22 protein-coding genes are annotated in these 24,420 nt (G+C 58.5%); 4 read left to right on the top strand and 18 right to left on the bottom strand.

Annotation, left to right across the window (positions count from 1 at the left end):
- Positions 1-69 precede the first annotated feature (69 nt).
- From LT85_RS08005 to LT85_RS07980, 6 genes are all read right to left on the bottom strand, one after another.
- Entirely contained in the window at positions 70-1,104 is a 1,035-nt protein-coding gene (locus LT85_RS08005; RefSeq protein WP_052134882.1) for an ABC transporter permease, read from the bottom strand.
- 32 nt (positions 1,105-1,136) lie between these two features.
- Entirely contained in the window at positions 1,137-2,645 is a 1,509-nt protein-coding gene (locus LT85_RS08000) for a sugar ABC transporter ATP-binding protein (protein ID WP_156117653.1), read from the bottom strand.
- 172 nt (positions 2,646-2,817) lie between these two features.
- The gene (locus LT85_RS07995) at positions 2,818-3,594 is read right to left on the bottom strand and encodes an SDR family oxidoreductase (protein WP_038487248.1); all 777 of its coding nucleotides are present in this window, start codon (positions 3,592-3,594) and stop codon (positions 2,818-2,820) included.
- 200 nt (positions 3,595-3,794) lie between these two features.
- Positions 3,795-5,072, bottom strand: coding sequence for an L-fuconate dehydratase (locus LT85_RS07990; protein ID WP_038487246.1), 1,278 nt, complete (start codon positions 5,070-5,072; stop codon positions 3,795-3,797).
- Between the two features lie 22 nt (positions 5,073-5,094).
- Positions 5,095-5,949, bottom strand: coding sequence for a fumarylacetoacetate hydrolase family protein (locus tag LT85_RS07985; protein ID WP_038487244.1), 855 nt, complete (start codon positions 5,947-5,949; stop codon positions 5,095-5,097).
- Between the two features lie 43 nt (positions 5,950-5,992).
- Positions 5,993-6,757, bottom strand: a complete 765-nt coding sequence (locus tag LT85_RS07980; RefSeq protein WP_038487242.1) for an SDR family oxidoreductase — start codon at positions 6,755-6,757, stop codon at positions 5,993-5,995.
- Between the two features lie 383 nt (positions 6,758-7,140).
- Between LT85_RS07980 and LT85_RS07975 the strand changes: the two genes are divergently transcribed.
- Positions 7,141-9,906: a M16 family metallopeptidase gene (locus LT85_RS07975; protein ID WP_052134879.1), complete on the top strand. Its 2,766-nt coding sequence runs from the start codon at positions 7,141-7,143 to the stop codon at positions 9,904-9,906.
- On the opposite strand, the gene LT85_RS26480 is transcribed toward LT85_RS07975, so the two are convergent.
- The gene (locus LT85_RS26480; protein ID WP_156117468.1) at positions 9,903-10,247 is read right to left on the bottom strand and encodes a hypothetical protein; all 345 of its coding nucleotides are present in this window, start codon (positions 10,245-10,247) and stop codon (positions 9,903-9,905) included. The two genes, LT85_RS07975 and LT85_RS26480, sit on opposite strands and share 4 nt — an antisense overlap.
- 362 nt (positions 10,248-10,609) lie before the next feature.
- On the bottom strand, positions 10,610-12,004 hold the full coding sequence (locus tag LT85_RS07965) for an amino acid permease (RefSeq protein ID WP_038487238.1): 1,395 nt from the start codon (positions 12,002-12,004) through the stop codon (positions 10,610-10,612).
- Here LT85_RS07965 and LT85_RS26475 point away from each other — a divergent pair.
- The 3 genes from LT85_RS26475 to LT85_RS07955 all read left to right on the top strand — a co-directional run bounded on the left by LT85_RS26475 (position 12,003) and on the right by LT85_RS07955 (position 14,312).
- Positions 12,003-12,272 carry a hypothetical protein gene (locus tag LT85_RS26475; protein WP_156117467.1) on the top strand — a complete coding sequence of 90 codons (270 nt, stop codon included), beginning with the start codon at positions 12,003-12,005 and terminating at the stop codon, positions 12,270-12,272. The genes LT85_RS07965 and LT85_RS26475 overlap by 2 nt on opposite strands.
- Positions 12,273-12,557: 285 nt before the next feature.
- Positions 12,558-13,832, top strand: a complete 1,275-nt coding sequence (locus LT85_RS27300) for a carbohydrate-binding protein (protein WP_038487236.1) — start codon at positions 12,558-12,560, stop codon at positions 13,830-13,832.
- 129 nt (positions 13,833-13,961) lie between these two features.
- Entirely contained in the window at positions 13,962-14,312 is a 351-nt protein-coding gene (locus LT85_RS07955) for a hypothetical protein (RefSeq protein WP_038487235.1), read from the top strand.
- A 15-nt stretch (positions 14,313-14,327) separates the two neighbouring features.
- On the opposite strand, the gene LT85_RS07950 is transcribed toward LT85_RS07955, so the two are convergent.
- From LT85_RS07950 to LT85_RS07905, 10 genes are all read right to left on the bottom strand, one after another.
- Complete coding sequence (locus LT85_RS07950) at positions 14,328-15,506, bottom strand: glycoside hydrolase family 18 protein (RefSeq protein WP_038487233.1); 1,179 nt, start codon at positions 15,504-15,506, stop codon at positions 14,328-14,330.
- A gap of 25 nt (positions 15,507-15,531) precedes the next feature.
- Positions 15,532-16,443, bottom strand: a complete 912-nt coding sequence (locus tag LT85_RS07945) for a glycoside hydrolase family 16 protein (protein ID WP_052134878.1) — start codon at positions 16,441-16,443, stop codon at positions 15,532-15,534.
- 2 nt (positions 16,444-16,445) lie between these two features.
- Positions 16,446-17,756 (bottom strand): MFS transporter, encoded by a 1,311-nt coding sequence (locus LT85_RS07940; RefSeq protein ID WP_038495453.1) that lies wholly within the window; start codon positions 17,754-17,756, stop codon positions 16,446-16,448.
- A gap of 83 nt (positions 17,757-17,839) precedes the next feature.
- Complete coding sequence (gene nagZ / locus LT85_RS07935; RefSeq protein WP_052134875.1) at positions 17,840-19,381, bottom strand: beta-N-acetylhexosaminidase; 1,542 nt, start codon at positions 19,379-19,381, stop codon at positions 17,840-17,842.
- Positions 19,382-19,426: 45 nt separating this feature from the next.
- A complete protein-coding gene (locus LT85_RS07930; RefSeq protein ID WP_172657028.1) occupies positions 19,427-20,437 on the bottom strand; it encodes an SIS domain-containing protein in 1,011 nt (336 codons plus the stop codon).
- Positions 20,438-20,444: 7 nt separating this feature from the next.
- Complete coding sequence (nagA, locus tag LT85_RS07925; protein WP_052134873.1) at positions 20,445-21,590, bottom strand: N-acetylglucosamine-6-phosphate deacetylase; 1,146 nt, start codon at positions 21,588-21,590, stop codon at positions 20,445-20,447.
- The gene (locus LT85_RS07920; protein WP_038487231.1) at positions 21,587-22,321 is read right to left on the bottom strand and encodes a GntR family transcriptional regulator; all 735 of its coding nucleotides are present in this window, start codon (positions 22,319-22,321) and stop codon (positions 21,587-21,589) included. Before LT85_RS07920 ends, nagA begins: the two co-directional genes overlap by 4 nt.
- A complete protein-coding gene (locus LT85_RS07915) occupies positions 22,315-23,229 on the bottom strand; it encodes a BadF/BadG/BcrA/BcrD ATPase family protein (RefSeq protein WP_038487229.1) in 915 nt (304 codons plus the stop codon). Before LT85_RS07915 ends, LT85_RS07920 begins: the two co-directional genes overlap by 7 nt.
- A 236-nt stretch (positions 23,230-23,465) precedes the next feature.
- The gene (locus LT85_RS07910) at positions 23,466-23,900 is read right to left on the bottom strand and encodes an ExbD/TolR family protein (protein WP_156117466.1); all 435 of its coding nucleotides are present in this window, start codon (positions 23,898-23,900) and stop codon (positions 23,466-23,468) included.
- A 94-nt stretch (positions 23,901-23,994) separates the two neighbouring features.
- On the bottom strand, positions 23,995-24,420 hold the full coding sequence (locus tag LT85_RS07905) for an ExbD/TolR family protein (RefSeq protein WP_038486804.1): 426 nt from the start codon (positions 24,418-24,420) through the stop codon (positions 23,995-23,997).

Genomic DNA, 24,420 nt, shown 5'->3' with positions numbered 1-24,420 from the left:
AACAACGGGCGCGCTGCGCTTGCCCGGAACTTCTTGTGCACGTACAAAATCTTTGCTTTTCCACTTTCCTCACTGACGCCGGCGGCGCAGGATATCCATGTAGACCGCCAGGATGATGATGACTCCGGTCACCACGGTTTGCCATTCCTGCGCCACCGACATCATGCGCAAGCCGTTGATCAGCACGCTCATGATGAACGCGCCGATGATGGTGCCGAGGATAGTGCCGGTGCCGCCTGACAGCGACGTACCGCCGATCACCACCGCGGCGATTGCGTCCAGTTCATAGCCCTGGCCCAGCGCCGGCTGCGCAGAGTTCAAGCGCGATGCGATCAACAGCCCGGCAATGCCGCAGATGGCGCCGCTGAAGGTATAGATTGCCACTTTCCAGAAATCGACATTGACGCCCGACAGCCGCAGCGCTTCTTCATTGCTGCCGAGCGCAAAGGTATAGCGACCGAAGATGGTCTTGTTGAGGATCACGCCTGCGGCGATCGCCACCAGGAACAGGATCAATACGGCGTTTGGAATCGGCAGCGCAGGAATCAGGTTGCCGATCAGGGAATCCTGCGAAATGGCCGAGAAGCCCGGCGTATCGTTGAAGTAGATCGGCTTGGTACCGGAAATCACCAGCGACAAGCCTTTGAGCAGCATCATCATGCCCAGCGTGGCGATGAAGGGAGGAATCTTGAGCTTAGCCACCAGCACGCCGGAAACCCAGCCGCACAGCGCGCCGAAGAAGATGGCAGCGGCGATGCCAATATAGATTGGTAATCCCATATAGGTCAGGAAGACGCCAGCCATGACCGCGCAGAAAGTCATCAGCGTGCCGACCGACAGATCGATGCCGGCGGTGATGATGACAAAAGTGCAGGCAATCGCCAGCACGCCGTTGACCGCAGTCGACTGCAAGATACTGACCAGATTGTCGATTTCGAGGAAATTGGAAGATGCAAAACTGAAAAACACCATCAGCGTCAGCAGGCTGGCGAAGGCCAGCAATTTCTGTCGCGTGGCGGGGTGGAAGATTCGGGCCTTGATCGCCGCGAACGCGCCTTGGCCCGGCTGCTGTGCTTGCGACGCGGGATTCTGAATATTTGCCATGCTGGTTCTCATTGTATGTAAGTGATTCGGGGTCATGCGGCTTGCACCACGCGTGTGTCGTCGCGCTGGGTCGCCAGCTGCATGATTTTTTCCTGCGAGGCTTCGGCGGCCGACAGTTCGCCGGTGATGCGGCCCTCGCACATAACCAGGATGCGATGGCTCATGCGCAGCACTTCCGGCAGTTCCGAAGAAATCATGACGATCGCCTTGCCTTGCTCCGCCAGTGTGTTCAGCAGCTTGTAGATTTCGCTCTTGGCGCCGATGTCGATGCCACGTGTTGGCTCATCGAAGAACAGGATGTCGCAGTCGCGCAGCAGCCATTTAGCGATCACAATCTTTTGCTGGTTGCCGCCGGATAGCAGGCGCACCGGCTGGTCGACCGAGGGCGTCTTGATGCTGAGCTGGCGCACGTAGCCTTGGGCGGTATCACGAATGGCGGCCTGGTCCAGGAACAATCCCTGCGTCAGGAACCGGTTCATGCTGGACATGGCGACATTCGTCTTGACGTCCAGTCCGGTGGCCAGGCCAAAGTGCTTGCGGTCTTCCGACAGATAGCCGATCCCGTGCGCAACAGCGTCCTTGGGCGACCTGATCGATACCTTGGCGCCATGCACCAGTATCTCGCCGGCGTCGATGCGGTCGGCGCCGAAGACGGCGCGCGCAACCTCAGTGCGACCCGCGCCCATCAAGCCGGCAAAGCCCAGGATCTCGCCCTTGCGCAGGCTGAAGCTGACATCTTTGATAAACGCGCCCCGCTGCAGGCCTTTGACTTGCAGCACGATCTCATTACCGGACGTATCCGGCGCTTGCGCTCCGCTGTTGTCGAGCTGACGGCCGACCATCATGCCGATGACGGTTTCCATGGAGGTAGTCGCGGTGGGCACGGTGGCGATGTACTGGCCGTCGCGCATGACCGTGACGCGATTGGAAATTTGCCGCAGCTCGTCCATCTTGTGCGAGATGTAGATGATGCCGACGCCGTGCGACTGCAACTGCCGGATGATGCGGAACAGGTCTTCGATTTCAGCGTTGTTGAGCGCCGCGGTCGGTTCGTCCATGATCAGCACGCGCGAATCGAAGGACAAGGCCTTGGCGATTTCCACCATCTGCTGCTTGGCCACGGTCAATTCGCTGACCAGCGTGGCAGGATCGAGATCAAGACGCATGCGCTCGAAGATGTCGCGGGTTTTACGATTCAGGGCGTCTTCATCAAGGAACATGCCGAAGCGGCCGCGCGGTTCGCGGCCGATGAAAATATTTTGCGCCGCGGTCAGGTGGTTCATCAGGTTCAGTTCCTGATGGATGATGCCGATGCCCAGCGCCTGCGCCGCGCGCGGCGTGGGAATCTCCACCAGTTGCCCGGCGATGCGGATCTCTCCGCTATCCTTCGGATACACGCCCGCCAGCACCTTCATCAGCGTTGACTTGCCGGCCCCGTTCTCACCCATCAGGGCGTGCACTTCGCCGGGATACAGGTCGAAGCGGCAGTTATCCAGCGCGAGCACGCCGGGGAAGCGTTTGGTGACGTTTTCCAGGGACATGATGTAGTCCGGAGGACTTGCCTCGGACTGCCGATCTTCACCTGGATTTTTTGATTGCTGCATATCTGCTCTCATGATGCACGAACGGCTGCAAAGCCGGTCACGTTAAATCAATCTGCCGGACGGCGAACCAAACCACCCGCTGCGCCTTGTCAATCCACTTCAGCTCACTTCAGGTCAGGGCCCGGTCCAGGTGGCTATAACCGCCATCCACATACACCCACTGCCCGGTTGTGTGCGAAGCGCGCGGCGAAAGCAGGAACACGGCCGTATCGGCAATCTCCTCGGCCGTGGTCAGACGTTTTCCGAGCGGGATCTTGCTGGTGATGGCGGCCAGCTTTTCCTCCGGATGATCAAAGCTGGCGATCCAGCTGCGGTACAGCGGCGTCATCACTTCCGCCGGGATCAATGCATTCACGCGCACGCCGTCATTCGCCAACGCGGCTGCCCACTCGCGTGTCAGGGAAAGCTGGCCGCCCTTGGCGGCGCAATAGCCGCTGGTATTGCCCTGGCCTGTGACTGCTGTTTTTGAAGATATGTTAACGATGGCGCCGCGGCTGGCTTTCAGGTGCGGTACGCAGTAGTGCGCCATGGTGTAGTAGTGGATCAGGTTTTTTTCCAGCGATTCGACGAAGGCAACCCGACCGGCATCGAGGCCGATGTTGTCGTTGATGCCGGCGTTGTTCACCAGGCCGTCGAGACGGCCGAATTCTGCGACCGTTTGTTCGACCGCCAGCCGGCATTTATCCTCGTCCGTCAAGTCGAGCTGGATGATGCGCGCCTGGCCTTGCAGCGCCAGCAGCGCAGTCTTGAATTCCGGTGTCGGCTGGCTTTTTCCCAAGATGACCGGAATCGCGCCTTCGGCTGCCAGCTGCAACGATATCGCGCCGCCGATACCCGCGCCGCCGCCGGTAACGATCACCACTTTTCCTGCTAGATATAGATCCACCTTGCCATCTCCATTCTTATAATTATTTTTTCACTTATTCTTTATTCACTTAGAGGCTGTTGCAAACACAGCTGGCTAGGCGCGCCGACGAAGACAGTACGAGTAGTACGGCTAGGAGGTGCAACAACGCCAGATGTGTTTGCAACAGCCTCTTACTCTTTATAGTCCAAGCGCCGGCAAATTCCCACCGGCGCTCTTGCTCAGCCACGGAACTGGTATTTATCCAGCGATTCCGGCTTCATCGTAATCGAAAATCCCGGCGCTGCAGGCGGCATGTAGTTGGCGTCGCGGATAACGCAGGGATCGACAAAATGCTCATGCAGATGGTCGACGTATTCGGTCACCCGCCCTTCCTTGCTACCCGAAATACAGACATAGTCGATCATCGACAGATGTTGCACATACTCGCACAAGCCAACGCCGCCGGCATGCGGGCATACCGGCAATTTATATTTGGCCGCCATCAGCAGCACGGCAAGAATTTCATTGACGCCGCCCAGGCGGCAGGAATCGATTTGCACCACGTCGATGGCCCCGCGCATGATGAACTGCTTGAAGATGATGCGGTTCTGGCACATTTCGCCGGTGGCGATCTTGACTGCGCCGATGCCTTCACGGATCTTGCGGTGCCCTTCGACGTCGTCGGGACTGGTCGGTTCTTCAATGAACCAGGGCTTGGCGAACGCCAGCTGCTTGACCCACGCGATCGCTTGATCGACCTCCCACACCTGGTTGGCGTCGATCATCAACTGTCTGTCCGGGCCGATCACTTCGCGGGCGATGGTAACCCGACGAATATCATCGGCCAGATCACGGCCGACCTTGAGCTTGATATGGTTGAAACCACTATCGACGGCTTCCTGGCACAAGCGCCGCAGCTTGGCATCTTCATAACCCAGCCAGCCGGCAGAAGTGGTGTAGCAAGGATAGCCATCCTGCTGCAGCGAGCGGATGCGTTCCGCCTTTCCCGGCGCCTGGGCACGCAGCAATGCCAACGCTTCTTCGGGCGTAATGCAATCGGTCAGGTAACGGAAATCAATAGCCCGCACCAGTTCCTCTGGCGACATGTCGGTCACCAGCTGCCACAAAGGCTTGGCTTCGGCCTTGGCCCACAGGTCCCAGACCGCATTCACCACGGCGCCGGTGGCCAGGTGGATGGCGCCCTTGTCGGGGCCGATCCAGCGCAATTGGCTGTCGGAGGTAATGTGACGCCAGAAGCGACCCATGTCTTCGCTGATCCAGGCCAGATCCAGGCCGACCACCAGATGCTCCATGGCCTTGATCGCGGCGCAGCAAATCTCGTTGCCGCGGCCGATGGTGAAGGTCAACCCGTGGCCTTCCAGGCCCGGCCGATCGGTTTCCAGAACCACGTAGGCCGCGGAATAATCGGGATCCGGATTCATGGCGTCCGACCCGTCCAGCATCTGCGAGGTAGGGAAACGTACATCCAGTACGCGTATCGAGCGAATTGTCGTCATCGTGGTTCTCTTTTTATCCTGGTCAAATTGAGATGGTGCGTTGGCGCTGCTCTCCCAGACCGTCGATGCCGAGCCGCATCACTTGACCAGCGTGCAGATAGACTGGCGGCTTCTGGCCGAGGCCAACGCCCGGCGGCGTACCTGTGGAAATCACATCGCCCGGCTGCAGGCTCATGAAGCGACTCAGGTAGCTGACCAGCGCCGGCACCCGGAACACCATGGTGGAGGTATTGCCGTTCTGATAGCGGTGTCCATCCACTTCCAGCCACAGGTTGAGGGCATGCGGGTCAGCTATCTCGTCTGCGGTCACCAGCCATGGACCGAGCGGGCCGAAGGTATCGCAGCCCTTGCCCTTGTCCCAGGTGCCGCCCAGCTCCAGCTGGTACTGGCGTTCAGAGACATCGTTGATCACGCAATAACCTGCCACATGCTTAAGTGCGTCCGCTTCTTCTATGTAGCGGCCGCCGGTGCCGATCACCACGCCCAGCTCCACTTCCCAGTCTGTCTTCAGCGAGCCGCGCGGAATTTCGACGTCATCATCCGGTCCGCAAATAGCGCTGGTCCATTTATTGAACACCACCGGCTCCGCCGGTACTTCCATGCCCGATTCAGCCGCGTGGTCGGAATAATTCAAGCCTATGCATATGAATTTGCCTACCGCGCCCACACACGGTCCGAGGCGCAAGCTTTGCTGCGGCGTACCGCTTACCAGCGGCAAGCTGTTCAGATCAAGCCCCCGCAATTTATCCAGTTCCTGCGTCGTCAGGTAATGCCCGGCGATGTCCGTCACCACACCCGACAAATCGCGCACGCGCCCCTGCGGGTCCAGCACGCCCGGCTTTTCCTGGCCCTTCGGGCCGTATCTCAACAACTTCATGGCATCGCTTTCATATTCAACAATCGGGATTAAACAATCGGAATTAATTGGACCAGCCGCCATCGATGAGATGGATGGCGCCAGTGGTAAAAGATGACTCATCGGATGCCAGGTACACCGCCAGGGCCGCGATTTCTTCGGCCTTGCCCACTCGCCCCATTGGCTGGCGGGCGACAAAGGCGGCCTGGATTTCTGCGATCGGCTTGCCCTGTAACTGGGATTGTTCCTTGATGCGTGCTTCCAGCGAGGGAGATTCCACCGTGCCCGGACAGATAGCATTGCAACGAATGCCTTGGGCGACGAAATCGGCGGCGACGGCCTTGGTCATGCCGATGACAGCGGCTTTCGTTACGCCATAAGCGAAGCGGTTCGGCACGCCTTTGACGCTGGAGGCGGCGGACGCCATGTTGATGATGGAGCCGCCGCCTTGCGCCAGCATGGTTGGCAACAGCGCCTGGATCAGGCGGTACATGGCGGTCACATTCAGATCCCAGGAAAATTGCCAGTCCCGTTCGCTGCAATCGAGAATGCTGCCGTGATGGACGTAACCCGCACAATTGAACAGCACATTAAAAGGCGCCTCCGACTGCGCCAGTGCGGCCACAGCCTTGGCGTCGGTGACATCGAGATGCTGCGTGGCGAGATCCCCGCCGTCTGCGCGCGCCAGCGCCGCAGTTTCTGCCAGGACGACAGGATTGACATCCGTCGCCAGCACCTGCGCACCTTCCCGGGCAAACATCAGGGCGCTGGCGCGTCCTATGCCCTGGCCTGCGGCGGTCACCAGAATGCGCTTTCCATGTAATCTCATTGAAACTGCCTCCTTGTTATTGTTCTCCCCAATCCAGATGTTTTCCGTTTGAAGATGGTTTATTGGTCCATTGGTTGGACCAATAATAGAACTTAAATTTTAGCTTTGCAATCAAAAAATGAAGACAGAAGCCGGAACAGCAACGAGTTATCAGGTCCGTGCCGCACAAAAAATCTCGCACAGGAAGATGCTACGCCCCGCGTTTTTTACGCAAATCAGCAAATAGATCTTTTTCCATTGGCTGCTGTGGCAAAATAAACAAGGCTTATCTTGTCTGGGGGCATCCCCCTCCGCTGGCGCATCTGCCACAAACCGGATTCCGATTCACACTTCAGTCTTTAACGTATATTTGTCTACCTACTTCTCCACAGATCGGATATTTCATGCATCTATTCCGTAAGCGTCCCTGGTCAAACCGTTTGTTGTCGTACTTGCTGGCGGCGGCCTGCGGCATCGGCTTTATCGGCATTACAGAAGCGGCAACCGCCGCGTTGCCCTTGCCTGCCGGCGTGACCCAAGGTCCGTCCGCTGAAGGCATTACCGAATACGCGTTCGCCAACGGCTTCAAAGTCTTGCTGTTTCCCGATTCGTCCAAGCCAACCGTGACCGTCAACATGACCTATCTGGTCGGTTCGCGTTTCGAGAATTACGGCGAAACCGGCATGGCGCATTTGCTGGAACACCTGATGTTCAAAGGCACGCCGGACCATCCTTCGATTCCCAAGGATTTCAGCCAGCGCGGCATGTCGTTCAACGGCACCACCAATGTCGACCGCACCAATTACTATGAAATCTTCCAGGCCGGCGACGACAACCTGAAGTGGGCGATCAACATGGAAGCCGATCGCATGCTGCATTCCTTCATTGCCCGCAAAGACCTGGACAGTGAAATGACCGTGGTCCGCAACGAATACGAACAGGGTGAAAACTCACCGTTCGGCGTGCTGATCAAGCGCCTGCAAGGGGTTGCCTACGATTGGCACAACTACGGCAAGCCGACCATCGGCAATCGCAGCGATATCGAAAACGTCAAGATCGAAAACCTGCAAGCCTTTTATCGCACCTACTACCAGCCGGACAACGCCGTGCTGCTGATCGCAGGTAAATTCGACCCGGCCACCACGCTGGCATGGGTCAATCAGGCTTTCGGCAAGCTGCCTAAACCAACCCGCAAGATGCGTGAATTCTGGACCGTGGAACCGACCCAGGATGGCGAACGCAGCGTCACCGTGCGACGTCAGGGCGACGTCCAGATTGTGGCGGTGGCCTATAAGATTCCGAGCGAACTGCATCCGGACAGCGATGCGCTGTCGTATGCCGGCACGATCCTGGCGGATACGCCTAACGGCCGCCTGCACAAATCGCTGGTGGAAACCGGCAAAGCCACGGCCGTGTTCAACTATGAAATGACCGGCTATGCGCCGGGCCTGGAAATCATCGCCGCCGTGGTCAAGAAGGGCGAACCGATTGAACCGGTGCGGCAAGCGCTGATCGACGGCGTCGAACAGTTCGCCAAGACGCCGCCTACTCCCGAAGAAATGGAAAGGGTGCGTCTGGCCAATGCCAATGCCTTCGAAAAACTGCTGAACGATCACCAGCGCGTGGGCGTTGCCATGTCGGGCACGATTGCGCTGGGCGACTGGCGTTTGCTGTTCCTCGGCCGCGACCGTTCCAACAAGGTTACCTCGGCGCAGGTTGCGGCCGTTGCGGCGCATTACTTCACCCGCGACAACCGCACCGTCGGCATGTTCCTGCCGGAAGACCAGCCGCTGCGCGCCGATGTTCCTGCCGCACCCGCCCTTGCCGACGTACTGAAGGAATACAAGCCAGCACAGGCGATTGCCGACGGCGAAGCTTTCGATCCGTCGCAAGCCAATATCGACGCCCGCACCCAGCGCTCGCAGATCGGCGGACTGAAAGTGGCGCTGCTGCCGAAAAAGACCCGTGGTGAAACCGTCTCGGTCAAAATCGACTTGAAGTGGGGCGATGAAAAGAGCCTGTTCGGCAAGAAGACGGCATCCGAGCTGATGGACGCCATGCTGATGCGCGGCACCACCGCATTGACCCGCGAACAACTGGCCGATGAATTTTCCAAGCTGAAGATCAGCGGCGGCTTGACGCAATTCCAGACCACCCGCGCTAATCTGCCGGCCGCATTGAAACTGGTCGCCAGCGTACTCAAGCAACCGCGTCTCGATCCGGCCGAATTTGAACGGATGCGCAAAGAATCGCTGGTTGACCTGGAAGCTTCGCGCAACGAGCCAAACACGCTGGCGGCGGAAGCCATCGCCCAGCATTTTAATAAGTACCCGCAAGGCCATTGGCTGGCGGCGCAAACCACCGACCAGCAAATCGCCAGCATCAAGGCCGAATCGCTGGCTGACGTCAGCGCTTTCCATCACGACTTTTACGGTGCGTCGCAAGGCGAGCTGGCGATCGTCGGCGATTTCGACGTTGCGGCGGTGACCAAGGTAGTGCAGGACGAATTCGGCAGCTGGAAAAGCGCAGCGCCCTACCAGCGTCTGATCCGCCAGAACTTCGACGTGGCGCCTTTCCAGCAGGTGATCAATTCACCGGACAAGGAAAACGGCTTTTATGTCGCCCGGGAGAATCTGGACATGCGCGATGACGACGCCGATTATCCAGCCATGATGGTCGCCAACTACCTGTTCGGCGGCGGCAGCCTGAAATCACGCCTGGTGGATCGGGTGCGCCAGAAAGAAGGCCTGTCCTATGGCATCGGCTCCTCAGTCGACATCAGCGCCATCAGCCGCGCCGCCAGGTTCTCGGTACAAGCCATCTCCGCCCCGCAAAATCTTGAAAAAGTCGACCTGGCAGTCAAGGAAGAACTGGCGCGCGCATTGAAAGAAGGTTTCAGCGCCGATGAACTGGCCCGTGCCAAATCCGGCATCCTACAAGAGAACCAGCGCGCCCGTTCCCAAGACAACGCACTCAGCGCCGGCTGGGCCAGGTACCTGGATCTGGACCGCACCTTCGCCTGGAGCAAACAGATCGAAGACAAGATCAGCGCCCTGACCGTCGAGCAAGTCAACGAAGCATTCCGCAAACACATCGACCCAAGCAAGCTCAGCGTAGTGATTGCACGCGACGAAGCAAAAGCAAACACCGCCGTAGCCGCAAAACCCTAAGAAACAGCCACCAGGCAAAAGCCGCTGCCGCGTTCGCAATGAAACAAGCGAACACGGCAGCGGCTTTTTTCTTTTGTTGTTGACGTTGTATTAGCTTTTGCGGTTGCAGTTGCTTTTGAAGTTACAGTTACAGTTTCAGTTGCTTTTGCTTTTGCTTTTGCTTTTGCTTTTGCTTTTGCTTTTGCTTTTGCTTTTGCTTTTGCTTTTGCTTTTGCTTTTGCTTTTGCTTTTGCTTTTGCTTTTGCTTTTGCTTTTGCTTTTGCTTTTGCTTTTGCTTTTGCTTTTGCTTTTGCTTTTGCTTTTGCTTTTGAAGTTGTCGTTGCTTTTGAACTACCCCGCATTGAGAACTTGCCAAAAGAGGTGCGTGCCGGTCGGGAATTGTGGGGCACATGTCTGAGCGCAGCGAGTTTGTGCCCCACCCGACTGGCACGCGCTTCTTTTGGGGACCTGACCGAAGGGAAGGCAAGGGCTTTGCGGTCGCCTTTTCTTTGCTTACTTTCTTTTGGCGAAGCAAAAGAAAGTGAGTAGCTGCCGGGCTATCCCCGGCTTGCATCCACGGAGTAGCAACCGTTTCAAGTAACGACGACCGAACATCCAAATGCCAACGCACGTACTCCGTGGCCCGTTAAAAGGGGTCAGAGTAATTTTCGCAAAAAACCGCGAAAAAAAACTCTAGCCGAGCGCCTCTGACCCCATTTAACTACTACTTCGGATGTAGCAGCGAGCGGCGACGCGCGTAGCCAAAATACACCAAGAACCCAATCGCCAACCAGCAAAGGAAAGCAATCCAAGTCACAGCCTGCAAATGAAACATCAAAAACACACAAAACCCAATCGCCGCCAGCGGCACAAACGGCACCCCCGGGCAACGAAACGCCCGCGGCAAATCCGGCCGCGTCTTACGCAACACCAGCACCGCCACGGCAATCAGCGAAAACGCCATCAAGGTCCCGATATTGATCAGCTCAGCCAGGATATTCAAGGGAATCAACGCCGCGATAAACGCAAACATCACGCCTACCAGCCAAGTGGTAAAGAACGGCGTAGCAAAGCGCGGATGAATGCTGGACAGCTTCTTCGGCAGCAAACCATCGCGTGACATCGCAAACAAGATCCGCGTCTGGCCATAAGTCATCACCAGGATCACCGTAGTCATGCCGATGATCGCCCCAAGATCGACAAAGCCGGCAACCCAATTCTCACCCGCATATTGCAACGCCAGCGACACCGGATGATCAACCCCAGCAAATTTCTGGAACGGCACGATACCGGTCATGATCGCAGCCACCACCACATACAGCAGCGCACAAATCCCCAGTGAAGCGATAATCCCGATCGGCAGGTTGCGCGCCGGATTCTTCACCTCTTCGGCAGCCGAGGTCACCGCATCGAAACCGATAAAGGCAAAGAACACGATCGCCGCAGCGTTGAACACGCCGTTGTAGCCGAACGGCAGGTACGGCTGCCAGTTGGTCGGCTGCACATGGCCGAAGCCGACCGCGATGAACAGCACCACCACGGCGATCTTGATGAATACCATGATGTTGTTGGCGCGCGCAGATTCGCGGATCCCGATCGATAGCAAGGCGGTAATCACCAGCAGGATGCAGAATGCCGGCAAATTGAACCAGGTGGTCACACCCGGCACTGCGCCCGGCGCTGCCGTTAGTACCGCAGGCAAACCGATACCGAAGCCGGATAGCAACGATTGCATGTAGCCCGACCAGCCGACCGACACCGCCGAGGTCGCGAGGCCGTATTCCAGCATCAGGTCCCAGCCGATGATCCAGGCCACCAGTTCGCCCATCGTGGCGTAGCTATAGGTATAGATCGAGCCGGACACCGGCACGGTGGAAGAAAATTCTGCGTAGCACAGCGCGGCGAAACCGCAAGCGATGGCAGCCAATATGAACGACAGCGAAAGCCCCGGCCCCGCCAGCAAGGCGCCGCTGCCGGTCAGGACGAAAATGCCGGTGCCGACAATGGCGCCGACACCCAGCAAGGTCAGGTCCATGGCGCCGAGCGTGCGTTGCAAACCGGTATCGCTGCGGCTGGAATGGATCATCTGATCCAGATCTTTGGTACGAAATAAACTCATGCAACAACTTCCTTTGAAAAAACAATGGCGCGGCCTCAAGCCAGCGCTTGGACAACCGGCAATAGCAGCGCTTCTCCCGCAGCAAACAGGGGGAATAATGAAAAAGGCAAGAATTATACTTGCTGCCGCGATCCGCCTCGAAAAACCATCCGCTGCTGCTGCTGCGTCGTTACGCTGCAAACGCACATTTTCACTTCGGACTGCAAAACCGCAACCAGTCCACTTATCAAAAGAACAGCCTGAACAATTTCCATTAAAGCCAATGTAATCAATACATTGAAGAAATATTTAACAAACCAGAATGAGACCACCAATTTATTAAAGCAATACCAGTTAGATACATATTGACATCCACTTTTCCTGCTTCTACAGTGCCCTTAATTCAGTATTTCCATATGGAAATACTGAAGATGATGGATGAGATGTTGTCTGCCTTCGGCAATCTGGCGCAGCGGCATTTGCAACGGCTTCGATTCTTGGTTCGCAACGCGTAACAGTCTCGATATGCCTTCCGGCAGCCAAGGCTGCTGACCAACCTTCTCAGGAGAGAACATTGAAACTGAAACTCATACAGGGCCTTATGCTCGCCCTGGCCTGCGGCGCCGTAACGACTGGCAGCGCTGACGCCAGTCCATTGATTGCGAGCGCACAGGCTGCGACGACGGTAACCTGCTACACCGCGTGGAGCGCCAGCGTAGCCTATACCGGCGGCGCCACCGTCAGCTACAACGGCGTCAATTACAAAGCGAACTGGTGGACCCAGGGGAATAATCCTTCGACCAGCAACGGCGGCTCGGGCACCGGCCAGCCATGGACCATCGTCGCCAACTGCGGCGGCACAGTTACTCCTCCTCCGCCTCCTCCGCCACCTCCTCCTCCTCCTCCAGGTGGCGGCACCACGCCGGCCGGCTTCGTTTTCAGTCCATACAAAGACGGCAGCATCAACCTGAACTGGAATACCTATGCTATGAGTACCGCCGTCAACGGCAGTGCCCAGACGGTACTGAGCGCCATGCCAGCCAAACTCACCACCCTGACCTGGGCCTTTGCGACCGGCGCCTGCGGTAGTGAAAACTGGGGCGGCGTATCGGCATCGGCCTTCGCTGCAGCCAATGTGCAAGCGTTCGTCAACGCCGGCAAGAAATACATTGTCTCCACCGGCGGCGCATCGGGCTCGTTCACTTGCACCAACGATGCCGACTTCACGAAATTTATCCAGACCTATTATTCGGCAAACCTGGTGGGCATAGACTTCGATATAGAAGCCGGTCAGACTGCTGCGGATATCAACAACCTCGTGCTGCGGGTGAAAAACGCACAGGCGGCTTATCCGAACCTGCGCTTTAGCTTCACGATAGCGACGCTGGGCGGTAATGTCTCGCCAAGCCTCGGTTACTACGGCGTGCAGGTGATGCAGTCGATCCAGGCCTATGGCCTGACCAACTACACCATCAACCTGATGGCGATGGATTACGGCAGCCCGGCCGGCGGCAATTGCATCACCAACAGCAGCGGCGCTTGCGACATGGGCGCTTCGGCGGTGCAATCGGCGGTCAACCTGCATAACCAGAACGGCGTGCCGTACAAGCAGATTGAAGTCACTCCGATGATCGGCGGCAACGACTCGGCTAATGAAACTTTCTCGATCGCCGATGTGGCGACGCTGGTGAATTTCGCCCAGGCCAACGGCCTGGCCGGGATCCATTTCTGGTCCTTCGATCGCGACAATGACTGCGCACCGGGTTCTGCTTCGCCAACCTGCAACACTTACGGTTCGGCCGGCACCTTGGGTTTCACCAATACTTTCATCTCAAGACTGGGGCTGTAAGCGAAAGCACGCAGCCTGAAGTAAAAGCCAGCCGGCTCTTCGGAGCCGGCTTTTTTTTGAGCGACGCAAATCGAATGTTACTATTTGCTCAATACACACCATTTTCGCATTGCGTCAAAACGAATCACGATGAACATTCTGCACACAGGAATCGCCTTTCTTGCCGCCGTCATGCTGTCCGGCTGCGCCTCCACATGGGTCCATCCAAACAAGCCGTCAACCGAACTTTACCCGGACGAGTTCGCCTGCAAACAGGAAGCCATGCGGATTTATCCGATCGTTGTGGCGAGCCAGTTCAACCCGGGCATGCAAACGCCGGGAAATACCTATTGCAGGAAAAATGATAATGGCGATACCAGGTGCACGACCTATCCTGGCATGTATGTGCCGCCGAGCTATTCGCAATACGATATCAACAACAGCGAGAGAGACGCCATGGTCAAATCCTGCCTGTATTCGCGCGGCTGGCATCTGGAGTAACCGGCAGGCGAAAAATTATCTTGGCGGCAGCAAGTCCGCCGCCACCTTGTCCAGCAAGGCCGCATTGCGGTCTGCAGACAGTTGCCAGAACATCGCTCCGCCCAGCCCCTTCTGTTTCAAATACCTGATTTTATAATCCAGCGATTCGGGATCGTCGTAGCTGACAAATTCACCTGTATCCGGGTTGAACAAATAAGGCACTTTGGCGGCGTCGTTCCAGTAACGGGTGAAGCCGTTACGGTTGACCAGCGTGCTGTCGATATCGGTATAGTCCAGCTCGCCATCCTCTATACTGCCCCGCCCTTTGCCATCGCAGTCCTGATGCTGGCCATGCAGCGTTGCGCCGCATTTCTTCCAGCTATAGCCGTAGAAAGGCATGCCCAGAACCAGTTTTCCGGCGGGAATCCCTTCTTGCAAAGCCATCTCCACGGTGCTGCTGACATTGAATTTCGGATTGGCTTCGGGCCGCGCCAGCGCCGGATCGTTATATAGCGGCGCAACGTGACCGGCAAATTTGTTCCATGTACCGCTGAAGTCATAGGTCATGATATTGACCCAATCCACGATCGTTGCGACCTTGGGCATCTCCGTGTTCTGGAAAAAAGCCCGGTTGTTACCTATCGCAGCAGTCAACAGATAACTGCGGTGCTCCTGCTTGCCGGCATTGTCGAGCTGATCGCGCAAGGCTTGCAGCAAGAGCGTGTAGTTCTGCCTGTCCTCCGGCCGCATGGCGTTGCCGGCATCGCCGCCGGCGACCGGAAATTCCCAGTCGATGTCGACGCCGTCAAAACCATTCTTGCGAATAAAATCCAGCGCGCTGGCGGCGAATTTCTTGCGTGCTTGCGGCGTCAGGGCGACATTGGAAAAGTCCTTTGAACCGGCCCATCCGCCAACGGAAATCAAGGTCTTGAACGCAGGGTTTCTCTGCTTCAGGGCACGCAGCACGACAAAATCGCGCGGCCCTTGCTCGGCGCTGATTGCCTGGTCGGCAGCCACTTCACCATCCTTGATGACCGCGAAGGCGTAGTTCAGGTGGGTGATTTTAGCTGGATCGATATCTGCTGCGGAATACTGGCGCTGTGACGGCAGATAGTAGGCGACAACCTTATATCCCGGCTTGGCGCTTGCGCCCTCCGCATTGGCCAACAACGGCAGCAGCGCCGCCATCAACATCGTCAATCGAATCAGTTTCATCGTGCGTCCACCTGCTCAGGTAATGTTAAAAATCGCAATTCGACGCCAATGCAGGCGTCATCGCAGGTACGGTATCGACCTGATGCGTGCCGGCCTTGCGATAAGCGCTGACTGCCGCATCGACCTGCACCGGCGACAGCAGCTGGTCCTTGGCGTGCAGCACCCAGGCCACATCCTGCTGATAGCGGCGCAGCGCCTTGGTATCGGGCAGCACGCCACTCGGCGAAAACCACAGGTTGAAATTGATCGACATCGGCTGCGCCGGATAATTGCGGCCGCCGTGCTCGTCGAGTTGCACGCCATCCAGGAAATAGCGGATTTTCCCGGCGGCGACTTGCATCTGCACGGTGTGCCAACCGCCCAAGGCGCGCTGTTCTTCATGTACCTGGTTGAAGGCGTTCCAGGGTTCCATCTGCACGGTTTGCCAGGACACGCTATACAAACGGCTATGCGGATTACCCCAGCCGCCGTTGGGCAGATACTCCCAGTCAAGTTCGCTATATTGCGGATCAAAATCATGCTTCAGCGGGCTGGAGGCATAGAAAGCCTCGACCACCAGATCACCGCCGGGGCCTTCCACGGGAACATCGCTGAAACGAATGCGGGCAGCGTAGGTGCCCTCGAAATATTTACGCTGATGGCAGAGCTGCGCCTGGAACGTACCTTGCGCCGTACCGTCAGTACGTGCGTTCAAGCGCAGCAGGCGTTCGCCACTGGTTTCCGGATCATCCACGATGCTGATCGTGTCCGGTCCCCACTGGCCATGTTCTATGCCTGGATGGCCTTGCTGGTCGCGGATTTTCCAGCCGCCGGCCAGCAGCGCCTTGGCGTCTGCGTAATGGAAATCATCAAAGAAGATCCCTGTGCCAGCGGCCTTGGCGCTGCCCGCAGCCGACATGGCGGCGAGCGCCAGCAGGCTATGCTGAAGACGCTTCATCGTCAGCTCGCGACCGCTTGCGCGGCGTCTGCGGCGGCTTTTTCATGACGCCCGATCGGCACGATGCGCGACAGCAGCAACACCGGTATCGCCGATATCAGCACCCACAGGAAAAAGTGCTGGTAGCCAAGCGCCGCCTGGACCGAACCGCTGACGATCTTGAACAGCACATAACCCAGCTGCATGATGCCGGTGCCGAGTGCATAGTGCGCCATCTGGTACTTGCCGACCGCGACTTCCTGCATGATGAACAGGATCAGGCCGACGAAGCCGAAGCCGTAGCCGAACATCTCCAGGCTCAGCGCAGCGCCGATTACGCCCAGGTTGGTGGGCATGGCGGTGCTCAGGAAAAAATAGGCGAGATTGGGCAGGTTCATGGCCAGGATCAGGAAGAACATGCTGCGCTTCAAACCACGCCAGGCAGTGAAGTAACCACCCAACAGGCTGCCACCGATGAAGGCCACGGTAGCCAGCGTGCCATACACGGCGCCGACTTCCGCCGTCGCCAGTCCCAGGCCGCCTTCCGCCCGCGCAGCGCGCAGAAACAGAGGGCCGATAGTGGTAATCTGCCCTTCCCCGGCGCGAAACAGGATGATGAACAGGATCGCCAGCCAGATGCCTGGTTTCTGGAAGAAATCGATAATCACCTCACGCAAGGTCAGCCAGACGTCCCTCATCACACCCTTGCCACCGGCCGGACGCTCCGGATTCCGGCCAACCGGAAGGGCCCAGAGATGATAGGCAGCGAGCAGCAGCATGCTCAGCGCCAGCATGCCGAATATCAGGCTCCAGGCTTGCGCCACCGGCATATGTTTTTCAAAATAACCGGCCAGCACCACCAGCCCGCCCAACGAAAAGAAGCGCGCGACATTGTAGAAGCCGCCCTGCCAGCCGGCATAGGTAGCCTGCTCGGTCGAACTGAGACTGGCGATGTACAAGCCGTCGGCGGCGATATCATGCGTTGCAGAAGAGATCGCCACCAGCGCCAGCAAGGCGATGCTGACTGCGAAATAATTCGGCCAATGCAAGGCCAGCGCTACCAGCCCGAGACTGGCCCCGCCGAAAAACTGGAACAGCAGGACGATTGCTTTCTTGCTGCGCGCAGCTTCCAGGAACGGACTCCAGAGCGGCTTGAAGACCCAGACAAAACCCAGCATCCCGGTCCACAGGGCAATCTGGTCGTTGGCCATGCCCATGCTTTTGTACATCAGGCCGGCGATGGTCGCCACCACGAAATACGGCAGGCCCTCGGCGAAATACAGGGACGGCACCCAGAGTGCGGGATGATGCTCGGGCTTTTCTTCAATGCGCATGTCAACAGCCGCCTTGTATAAGATGATCGGTTCTGCGTTGCCGAGGTCGTAAGCCATTCTGGTCTCTGGTGGATACTTGGTGATTATTGCGAGGATTGCGAGGATTGCAAATCGCTGCTGACCATCGCCGCCAGCGGGATCTTGCCATGCGCTTCCAATGTCCCCGCCAGCCAGTCGCCGACCGCATCCAGGGCAGCTACGGAAAAACCGTAGGTAATCAGCGCCGGAGCTGCGATATCCAGCGTCTGGAACGGATTCCACAACGCCAGATGGAGGTCGGGACGCCAGCTTTGCCGCGCCCTCGCGCCATAGCGCAAGCGGGTGGTCGACGCCAGGATTACAGTGCGACCGTCATCCGGCAAAGCGGCCCAGTCAAACGCCTCTGCATCGTCGAAAGTAACGAGGTCGACATCGTAGCGTCGCGCCAGCAAGTCGGCGACTGCGCTGGCAGGCAGGCCCGCTTCGGCGACGCCGTCGCCCGACGCATCGGCGCAAGCCACCAGGCGCACCTTTGCGCCATCGGCCAGGCGTTGTGGATTACCGGTAACGGTCAAGCCGCGCCGCCAGGCATCGACCATCAGCCGCTGGTCGGCAGGCTCGGTCAGATAGCCGAAAGCAGCGCAAGGATAAGTGACAGCGAGACTGTCGAGGCGCACCAGGCGGGCTTCTATATTGCTGCTGTCAAGATTGCTGCCCTGCTCCGCCGTACTCAATGCCGCCGTCAGCGCCGTCAAGGTTTCTTCCTGTGTGCTGCGGTTACCCAGCGCCATCACCATGTCAGCGCCGGCAGCCAGTGCTTGCACGGCGGCTTTGCCGACGCCGTAGCGGCCGGCAATGGCATGCATGTCCATGCCATCGGTGATGATGACGCCACGGTAATCCCATTCTGTACGCAACAGATCGGTCAGGATCTTGCGCGACAAGGTGGCTGGATGTTCCGCATCCAGCGCCGGATAGACGATGTGCGCACTCATCATGGCCGGCGCCCGCCGCGCCGCCTTGAACGGCGCCAGCTCCAGCGCATCCAGCGCGCTGCGCGGCTTATCGACGGTAGGCAGGTCGCGATGGGAATCGACATGGGTATCGCCGTGACCGGGAAAATGCTTGACGCAGCAGGCCACGCCTTCCGACAAGCTGCCTTCCATCCATGCCAGCGCCAGCTCGGTAGCGCGTTGCGGATCGGAACCGAAGGAGCGCTCGCCGATCACCGGATTGGCCGGATTGTTGTTCAAGTCCAGCACCGGTGCAAAATTCCAGTTAAAACCGAGCGACCTGATGCCACGCGCCACTGCCGCGCCGACCGTGTGCGCCAACGCCACGTCATTGCTTGCCCCCAGAGACATTGCCGCCGGCGGTGACGGCAGCCAGGTTGCGCGCACTACCGCGCCACCTTCCTGGTCGATGCCGATCAGCGCGTGCGGTCCCATCACCGCACGCAAATCGGCAGTCAGCTTGCTCAGCTGTTCGGCATTGACCATGTTCTGACGGAACAGGCACACTGCGCGGATATGGTTATCGCGTAGAAACTGCGCAGTCTCCGCATCCAGCACCGTGCCCGGCATGCGAATCATGATCAACTGCCCGGCGATCTGGCGCGTGGTGGTGTGCTCTAGCTTGCTACTCATCTTGCTGCTCCATCTATCCGGCGCAATAGCCCGCGCCGGCATCAATCAGTTAGTCTTGGTCACTTTGCTGAGGTGACGCGGCTTGTCGGGATCCAGTCCACGCGCAATCGACAGGTTGGCGGCCATCACATAGAAGGCTTGAATGGCGACAATCGGATCCAGATCCGGCGTCGACCCAACCGGCAATGTCAGGTCGCGCTCGCTCACATCGGCCGGCGCCGCCAGCAACACGCGTGCGCCACGGCCGCGCATTTCTTCCGCCAGCTTGAGCAGGCTGGCCTGGGTCGGTCCGCGGGTTGCAAAAATCAACAAGGGATAACCTTCGTCAATCAACGCCATCGGGCCATGCTTGATCTCGGCGCCGCTAAACGCTTCTGCTTGCAGCACCGAAGTTTCCTTGAACTTGAGGGCCGCTTCCAGCGCCACCGGAAAGCTGGCGCCGCGTCCTACCACCATGATTCTGGAGGCTGGCGCCAATACTTCAATCGCTGCTGACCAATCCACTTCGGTGGCCGCGCGCAGTGCCGCCGGCAAGGCTTCGATCTGCGCCAGAAATTCGGCGTCGTCCTGCCAATGCGCCACCAGTCGTGCTGCGGCCACCAGGCTGGTGATGAAACTCTTGGTCGCCGCCACGCTCAATTCTGGCCCTGCGTGCAGCGGCAATGTCCATTCGGCGCTGCCGGCCAGCGGCGAAGCAGCATCGTTCACCAGCGCCACCGTCGTTGCGCCGCCTTCGCGGAAATAACGAATCGGTTCGATCACGTCCGGGCTTTGGCCGGATTGGGAAATGGCAATCGCCAGCGCATCGCGGGTCACCAGCGGCGACCGGTACAGCGTCACCAGCGACATCGGCAGCGAGGCCACGATGCGGCCAAGACGCGCCATGATCAGGTAGGCGCAATAACTGGCGGCATGATCGGAACTGCCGCGTGCGACAGTCAGCACGTTGCCCGGTTGCGCTGCGCGCAGGCGAGCGCCGAGTGCTGCATAGCTGTCGCCGTCTCGTGTCAGTTGTAAAGCTACATGCTCGGCAGCCGAACACGCTTCCTGCAACATCAGCGAACTAAACTTCTCTGTGACCAATCTGTTCTCCCTCTACATATACCGCGGTTAAATTAAGTTGCCGGTCCAGCACCACCAGGTCGGCGTGACAGCCATGCACCAGACGGCCTCGCTCCGGCAAGCCAAGATGATCGGCGGCATACGTCGAGACGCGGTGCGACGCATCCGCCAGATCAAGGCCGAGGCCGACCAGGTTGCGCAAGGCCTGGTCCATGGTCAGCGTGCTGCCGGCCAAGGTACCGTCGGCCAGCCTGACGCCGCCCATGCATTTGTGCACATGCTGACGGCCCAGCATGTAGTCGCCGTCCGGCATGCCGGTGGCGGCGGTTGAGTCGGTCACGCAGTACAACCTGGGAATAGCGCGCAATGCTGCCTTGATCGCCCCCGAATGCACATGCAGCAAATCGGGAATCAGTTCCGAGTAGCGCGCATGCGCCAGCGCCGCGCCAACCATGCCGGGCGCGCGCGCCTGGAAGCCGGTCATGGCGTTGAACAAATGGGTGAAGCCGGAAGCGCCGTGCTGCAACGCCTGGACGCCGTCTTCATAACTGCCCAGGGTATGGCCGATCTGCACCCGCATGCCGGATTCACTCAGCATGCGCACCACTTCCAGATGGCCTTCCATCTCGGGCGCTACCGTAATCAGTTTGATCGGCGCCAGCACACTCAGGCGCGCCACTTCCTGCAAGGTGGCGGCATGTGCAAAATCGGGCTGCGCGCCAAGCTTGCCGGGATTGATGTACGGACCTTCCAGATGCACGCCAAGCACCCGCGCAGTACCTGCGCGACGCGTGCGGCAGGCGTGGCCGCAGGCTTCCAGCGCCTGTTCCAGATCGCTCAGCGGCGAAGTCATGGTCGTCGCCAGCATGCTGGTGGTGCCATGCTGCGCATGAATCGCAGCGATGACATCGACAGCGTCGCCGCCATCCATGATGTCTTTGCCGCCGCCGCCATGCACGTGCAAATCGATGAAACCCGGCAAGATGTAAGGATCGCTGTTATCTTCGGGATCGACCGGCATGCCGTCAATCGCATTGATGCGACCATCGAAATGCAGGATGCCGCTGATCCAGCCCTGCGGCGTCAGGATATTGCCTCTGAGTGTAGCGCTGCGTTGTTCGCTGCCCGGCTGACTGCTTCCGGTCATCGCCGCAACTCCGCAACGAAGTCATAGTAGTCGCTGCGGCAATAGGAATGCGAGAGCTCGATCGCCGCGCCGCTTTCCAGATAGCCGACGCGCGTGATGTGCAGCATCGCTGCGCCGGTCTTGATGTCCGCCAGCTTGGCCTGGTCGGCGCTGGCGTTGATGGCGCGGATATGCTGCAAGGCCCGCACCGGCGCTACGCCGAGCGTCTCCAGATGCACATACAAGGAATCGGTCACCGCTTTCGGATCCGGCAGATACAAGGCCGGGATGGTGGTGGTTTCGATCGCCATCACCACGTCATCTGCAGTCCGCAAGCGCTTCAGCCGCGACACTACGGTATTGGGTGACAAACCCAGCGCCAGGATTTCTTCCGCCACCGCGATGCCGGTTTCGCGCAGCAGCCATTGCGATCCCGGGCGAAAGCCGCGTTGCCGCAACTCTTCGCTGAAGTTGGTCAGGCGCGACAGCGGCTGTTCCAACTTAGGCGTGATGTAGGTGCCGGAACCGCGCTTTCTAATGAGCATGCCGCGGTCGCACAAAACGTCGATGGCTTTGCGTGCGGTCACCCGGGATATCTCAAGCGATTCCGCCAAGATGCGCTCGGAAGGCAGCGCTTCGTCAGGTTGCCAGACGCCGCCATTGATTTGCTCGGACAGCCGGTTGACCAGTTGCAGATATAAAGGCGTGTCGCTGGCGGCATCCGGTTTGAGTTTTTCTATTTGAGCTAGCATGTTTGATATCCTTTTAAGCGCTGATCGATCAGGCGTAAAGCACCCGCTGCCGCATCGGCATGCGGTTTGACTACCAGCGCCAGCAACGGCTCCGGCAGGTACGGCTGTATGTGCGCAGCGATGCCGCCACACAGTGCTATCGGGAGCTCTCCGCCCGGATCAAGCGCGGCGGCGATCTTGGCTACTTCCCGGCCGCCGTCGAGCATCAACTGGCGTGCCGCAGGATCGCTTTCGGCATGCTGGATGACCAACGGCGCTACTTGCGCGTAAGCGGTCTGGCTGGCGCTTGCCAGCCAGGCGAACATGCTATCGCGATGGCTGTCGAAATGAACGTTGCGCGCCTGGTTGCTACGATCGCAGAAATACATCAGTGCGCGTGAAAAATCGCTGCCTGGCGCACGACCGTCCAGCACTTGCTGAGCGTGGGTAATGGCGCGCATGCCGAGCCAGGCGCCGCCGGCTTCGTCGCTGGCTGGAAAACCCCAACCGCCCACTTCACGCCGTTGGCCATCAGTCGTCAATACTTCGCCGACGCTACCGGTGCCGATGGCGATGATGACGCCTGGCTGGCCCTGGTGCGCGCCGACCAATGTGGTAAAGGCGTCGGTCTCGATCACAGCATCTCCGAAGCCAGGATTCCTGGCGGAAAAATCAGCTGCCCATTGCCTGTTGTTCACTCCCGCCAGGCCAAGTCCAATCGCCATTTTATCGAGTGCCGGACGTACCAGCCCCGCCGTCGAAAATGCGCCATGCAGCGCATCCAGCACCGCGGACCAGGCTTGTTCAACGCCGTGCATCAGTCCCGAAGGACCGCCGCTTCCGGTCGCCAGCAATACACCATCGTTGCGCGCAAGGCGTACGCGGGTGCCGGTGCCACCGCCATCGACGCCAATCAGGTATTCAATCATGTTGTTGCATCCATCGCTTTCATCTGCCACTGGCATTGTTTTTATTAGCGGAAACAAACTGGATTCACTGTATGAGGACAGAAAGCGGCTGTCAACCGCATTCAAATTACTTGCGGGACAGAGGCGGCCAGCCCGGCTTTAAGAGCCAGCGCACGGCGAATTACGCTATCCGGGCGACTCTGTCCCCAACTAATCAGAAGGGCAGATAAATCATAACTTACCTTGTTAACAACTAACTATTCCATGAACTGCTCGTTACCGACGACGCCGATCTTGGTGACACCCAGGCGTTGTGCCGATGCCATCACGGCAGCGACCGACTTGTACTCCACCAGTTTGTTCGGACGCAGGTGCACTTCATCGATATTGCCGCCAGCGACGACTTGCTTCAGCTTGCCTTCCAGCTCGGCCCGGCTCGCCATCGGCGTGCCGTTCCACATCACCGTGCCGGTTGGATCGATATCCACCGTATCGACCACTGGCAAGGCCAGTGGCGGCGGCGGATTACCGGTCGGCATGTTCAGCTTGATCGCGTGATTCTGGATCGGAATCGTGATGATCAGCATGATGATCAGCACCAGCATGACGTCAATCAGCGGCGTCATGTTCATTTCCATCATCGGTTCCGGATCATTGGCGTTGCCGCCGGATGAGCCTACATTCATACCCATTTGATGCTCCTCATGTTTGAGACTTCCTGAATGTTCAGTTGAGGGACAGTGCATTCACCGCTCTTCAGCGCTTCATAAACTGTCCCGCAATTGATCAGTTGCGTGCAGGCGGTTCGGTAATGAACCCGATCTTGGCGATCCCTGCCCGCTGCGCAGTCAGGATCACCTTGCCGATGTATTCATACTTGGTTTGCTGGTCGCCGCGGATATGCAGCTCCGGTTGTGGCACGATAACCGCCACTTCCTTCAGTTTCGCCAGCAACGTCGTGGTGTTCGGCACCAGCTGCTCGTTCCAGAACATGTCGCCTTGCTTATTGACCGCCAGATTGATGTTCTCCGGCTTGGTCTTGTAAGGTTCGTCGAATTCGTTCGGCAACTTCACTGGAATCGTATGGGTCACCACCGGGATCGTAATCAGGAAGATGATCAGCAAGACCAGCATGACGTCGACCAGCGGCGTCGTGTTGATCGTGCCGATCACTTCGTCTTCGTCCCCATCAGAGCCGAGTGACATCGCCAT

Source organism: Collimonas arenae (assembly GCF_000786695.1).
Classification (GTDB): Bacteria; Pseudomonadota; Gammaproteobacteria; order Burkholderiales; family Burkholderiaceae_D; genus Collimonas; species Collimonas arenae_A.
This window is presented reverse-complemented; position numbering and strand designations above follow the sequence as displayed.